This is a genomic window from Oricola indica (assembly GCF_019966595.1).
Taxonomy (GTDB): Bacteria; Pseudomonadota; Alphaproteobacteria; order Rhizobiales; family Rhizobiaceae; genus Oricola; species Oricola indica.
Genome location: NZ_JAINFJ010000038.1, coordinates 1 through 3794 on the forward strand (window position 1 = coordinate 1; position 3794 = coordinate 3794).

The window sequence follows — 3794 nt, forward strand, 5'->3', positions numbered from 1 at the left end:
CAGGCGCGGCATTGTTGGTGGAGTTCTCATAATGATCGCCTATCCTCACGCAAAGCCGTAATCAACTTGGCAATCCCGCCGAGTTCCTTCCTGATCCGCTCCGCGGCCAGGTTCTGCATCAGAAATTGTCCTTGCGCCGGCGGATCTCGGCGAAAACCTCCTCGTTGCCGGCATCCGTCATGCCGAGATGCGCCCGGATCGCGGGATCGTCGGCGCGCAGAAATGGATTGGTTGCGAATTCGGTCGAAAGCGATACCGGCAGCGTGGCCTGACCCGTCTCGCGCAGTGCCTCGACCTCCGCCACGCGCTCCCGCAACGCGGTATTGTCCGGATCGACAGTGACGGCAAAGCGGGTATTGGCCAGCGTGTATTCGTGACCGCAATAGAGCATCGTGTCGCCGGGCAGCGCCTTCAGTTTCGTCAACGCGCTCCACATCTCCGCCGCGCCGCGCTCGAAAAGGCGCCCGCACCCCATCGAAAACAGCGTATCGCCGGCAAACAGCACCCCGGCCTTCGGCGAATAATAGACGATATGGCCGGCGGTATGCCCCGGCGTCTCGAAGACTTGGAAATCATAGGCGCCAAACGAGAACACATCGCCCTCGCCGAGCGCCTCGTCGAGACCGGGAATCTTGTCCGCCTCGCCCTTCGGCCCGGTGATGCGACAGCCGAATTCCTGCTTGAGCGCCAGATTGCCGCCGGTGTGATCGTGATGGTGATGCGTCGCCATGATGTCGGTCAGCGTCCAGCCCTTGCGCCTGACGATATCCGCGATCGTTTCGGCATCCGGAGCGTCGATGCTCGCGGTGCGGCCGCTCTCGGGATCGTGGATCACCACGCCGAAATTGTCCGACAGGCACATGAACTGTTCGATCTGCAACACGCTGACATCTCCCTCGGCGTCATTCGCGGCATTGCCCTTGCCGCCGCGATGCGATTTGTTGCACCTGTCAGCACCTGACGCAACCGGGGGAGCATCGGCAAACCATGCATATGGACATCGTCGAAATCCGCGGCTTCTATCACAGCCTGCTCGGCGAGATGGCGACGCGCTCCATCGCCATGGGACTGACCCGCATTTGGCATCCGATGCCCAATGAACGCCTGCTGGGGCTCGGCTATGCGCGGCCCTGGCTCGACCGTTTCGAGCCCGACACGGAGCGTACCCTGTCCTTCATGCTGGCCGCCCAGGGCGCGGTCAAATGGCCGCGCAACGGGCCGTCGCGCTCCGCGCTGGTCTTCGACGAGGAATTGCCGCTGCCCGATTCCGCCGTCGACCGCATCCTGATGGTGCATGCGCTCGAACACGCTGAAAATCCGCGCGAGTCGCTGATGGAGGCGTGGCGCGTGCTGGCCCCGAACGGCCGGATCGTGCTGGTCGTGCCCAACCGGCGCGGCATCTGGGCGAGATTCGAGCACACCCCTTTCGGCACCGGACGCCCCTTCTCCAAGGGGCAGATTTCGAGGCTTCTGCGCGAGGCGAATTTCACGCCCGGGCCGATGACGGAGGCGCTCGCCTTTCCGCCGGTGAAATCCGCCTCGCTGCTGCGTCTCGCGGCGCGTACCGAACGGATCGGGCTCAGGCTCTGGCCGGTGTTTTCCGGCGTCCTGATCATCGAGGCGCAAAAGCGCATGTTCCAGGGCCTGCCTGTCGCCGAACGCCAGTCGCGCCGCGTCTTCGTTCCGGTGCTGGCGCCGCAGGGCGCGGCGCGAGACCGCAGCGACTGACCGAAACCCTGTCTCGACATTTCCGCCCGCCGGCGCTATTGCGCAGCGGTCGGCAACAGGGCCGCGAGAGGCCCGAGAACAGAAAGACCAAGGCAATGTCCGCGCCCGAAAACCCGTCCCGTCCCGTCCCGAGCCCCGGCGTGATGGAGATCGCGGCCTATGTGCCGGGCAAGAGCAAGGCGAAGCCGGGCGTCAAGCTGCACAAGCTGTCCTCCAACGAGACGCCGCTTGGCCCGAGCAGCGAAGCGATCGAGGCCTACAAGGCCGGGGCTGACACGCTGGAATTCTACCCGGACGGATCCTCGACGCAGCTGCGCGAGGCGATCGCCGAAACCCATGGCCTCAATCCGGACAACCTGATCTGCGGCAACGGCTCCGACGAACTGCTCGGACTTTTGGCCCATGTCTACCTGGAGCCCGGCGACGAGGCGATTTTCACCGAGCACGGTTTCCTCGTCTACAAGATCCAGATTCTCGCCAACGGCGCGACGCCGGTTGTCGCCCCGGAAAAGGATCTGCGCGCCGATGTCGATGCGATCCTCGACTGCGTGACCGAACGCACGAAGATCGTCTTCCTCGCCAATCCGAACAATCCGACCGGAACCTACGTTTCCGACGCCGAGGTCAAGCGCCTGCACGCCGCCCTGCCGAAGCACGTCCTGCTGGTGATCGACGCGGCCTATGCCGAATATGTCCGCCGCAACGACTACTCCGCCGGCGTCGAACTGGTTTCCGACAACGAGAATGTCGTGATGACGCGTACTTTCTCGAAAATCCACGGCCTCGCCGCGCTGCGCATCGGCTGGATGTACGGGCCGGCGCATGTCGTCGACGCGCTGAACCGGGTGCGCGGGCCGTTCAACCTGAACTCGGCCGCCATCGCGGCCGGCGCGGCCGCCATTCGCGACCGCAAGCATGTCGACGAGGCGGCGCTGTTCAACGAACAGTGGCTGCCGACGCTGACCAATGCGCTGACGAGCATCGGCCTCACGGTGACGCCGAGCGTCGGCAATTTCATCCTGATCCACTTCCCCGAGGACGATCCGGCGAAATCCGCCGCCGCCGCGGACGAATATCTGACCGAGCGCGGCTACGTGCTGCGCGCCGTAACGTCCTATGGACTGCCGAACGCGCTGCGCATGTCGATCGGCACGGCGGAAGCCAACGAGGGCGTGATCGCCGCACTGACCAGCTTCATGGAAAGCTGAGACATGCCCGGATCAGAACCTCTCTTTGCGCGGGTCGCGCTGATCGGCATCGGGCTGATCGGCTCGTCCCTCGCCCATGCGATACGCCGCGACGGCCTCGCCGGCGAAATCGTCGTCTCCACCCGCAGCCCGGAAACCCTGGACCGCGCCCGCGAACTCGGGCTCGGCGACCGCTACGAGGCGGACGCGGCCGAAGCCGTGAAGGGCGCCGATCTCGTCATCCTCTCGGTACCCGTCGGCGCCTGTGGCGCCGTTGCAGCGCAGATCGGCCCGCATCTGGAACAGGGCGCCATCCTGACCGATGTCGGCTCGACCAAGGGCACGGTGATCAGCGACGTCGCACCCCACGTGCCCGAAGGCGTGCATTTCATCCCCGGCCACCCGATCGCCGGCACCGAGCATTCCGGTCCCGACGCCGGTTTCGCGTCGCTTTTCGAGGGGCGCTGGACGATCCTGACGCCGCTCCCCGGCGCGGACGAGGCTGCCGTCGGCAAGCTCACGGCATTCTGGACGGGGTGCGGCGCAAAAGTCGATACGATGAATTCGGAGCATCACGACCGGGTGCTCGCCATCGTCTCTCACCTGCCGCATATCATCGCCTACAATATCGTCGGCACCGCCGACGATCTGGAAGCGGTGTCGAAATCGGAGGTGATCAAATACTCCGCCTCCGGTTTCCGCGACTTCACCCGCCTAGCCGCATCCGACCCGACCATGTGGCGCGATGTCTGTCTCTCCAATCGCGACGCGATCCTCGAAATGCTGGGCCGGTTCTCGGAAGGGGATTGCCAAGTTGATTACGGCTTTGCGTGAGGATAGGCGATCATTATGAGAACTCCACCAACAATGCCGCGCCTG

The 3794-nt window shown here is 64.7% G+C and carries 4 protein-coding genes; 3 read left to right on the plus strand and 1 reads right to left on the minus strand.

The features are described from left to right. Positions 1-118: 118 nt before the first annotated feature. Positions 119-862, minus strand: coding sequence for a hydroxyacylglutathione hydrolase (gene gloB / locus LC343_RS24900; protein WP_223479852.1), 744 nt, complete (start codon positions 860-862; stop codon positions 119-121). A gap of 125 nt (positions 863-987) precedes the next feature. On the opposite strand from gloB, the gene LC343_RS24905 reads away from it, so the two are divergent. From LC343_RS24905 to LC343_RS24915, 3 genes are all read left to right on the plus strand, one after another. Then, positions 988-1728: a class I SAM-dependent methyltransferase gene (locus tag LC343_RS24905; protein WP_223479850.1), complete on the plus strand. Its 741-nt coding sequence runs from the start codon at positions 988-990 to the stop codon at positions 1726-1728. Positions 1729-1823: 95 nt separating this feature from the next. Then, positions 1824-2936: a histidinol-phosphate transaminase gene (gene hisC, locus LC343_RS24910; RefSeq protein WP_223479851.1), complete on the plus strand. Its 1113-nt coding sequence runs from the start codon at positions 1824-1826 to the stop codon at positions 2934-2936. 3 nt (positions 2937-2939) lie between these two features. Continuing rightward, positions 2940-3749 carry a prephenate/arogenate dehydrogenase family protein gene (locus tag LC343_RS24915; RefSeq protein ID WP_428982681.1) on the plus strand — a complete coding sequence of 270 codons (810 nt, stop codon included), beginning with the start codon at positions 2940-2942 and terminating at the stop codon, positions 3747-3749. Positions 3750-3794 lie beyond the last annotated feature (45 nt).

Excerpts from the sequence above, each read along its gene's own strand:
- LC343_RS24905 (WP_223479850.1), top strand. The coding sequence starts at position 988 with ATGCATATGGACATCGTCGAAATCCGCGGCTTCTATCACAGCCTGCTC.
- LC343_RS24915 (WP_428982681.1), top strand. The coding sequence starts at position 2,940 with ATGCCCGGATCAGAACCTCTCTTTGCGCGGGTCGCGCTGATCGGCATC.
- gloB (WP_223479852.1), bottom strand. The coding sequence starts at position 862 with ATGTGCCTGTCGGACAATTTCGGCGTGGTGATCCACGATCCCGAGAGC.
- hisC (WP_223479851.1), top strand. The coding sequence starts at position 1,824 with ATGTCCGCGCCCGAAAACCCGTCCCGTCCCGTCCCGAGCCCCGGCGTG.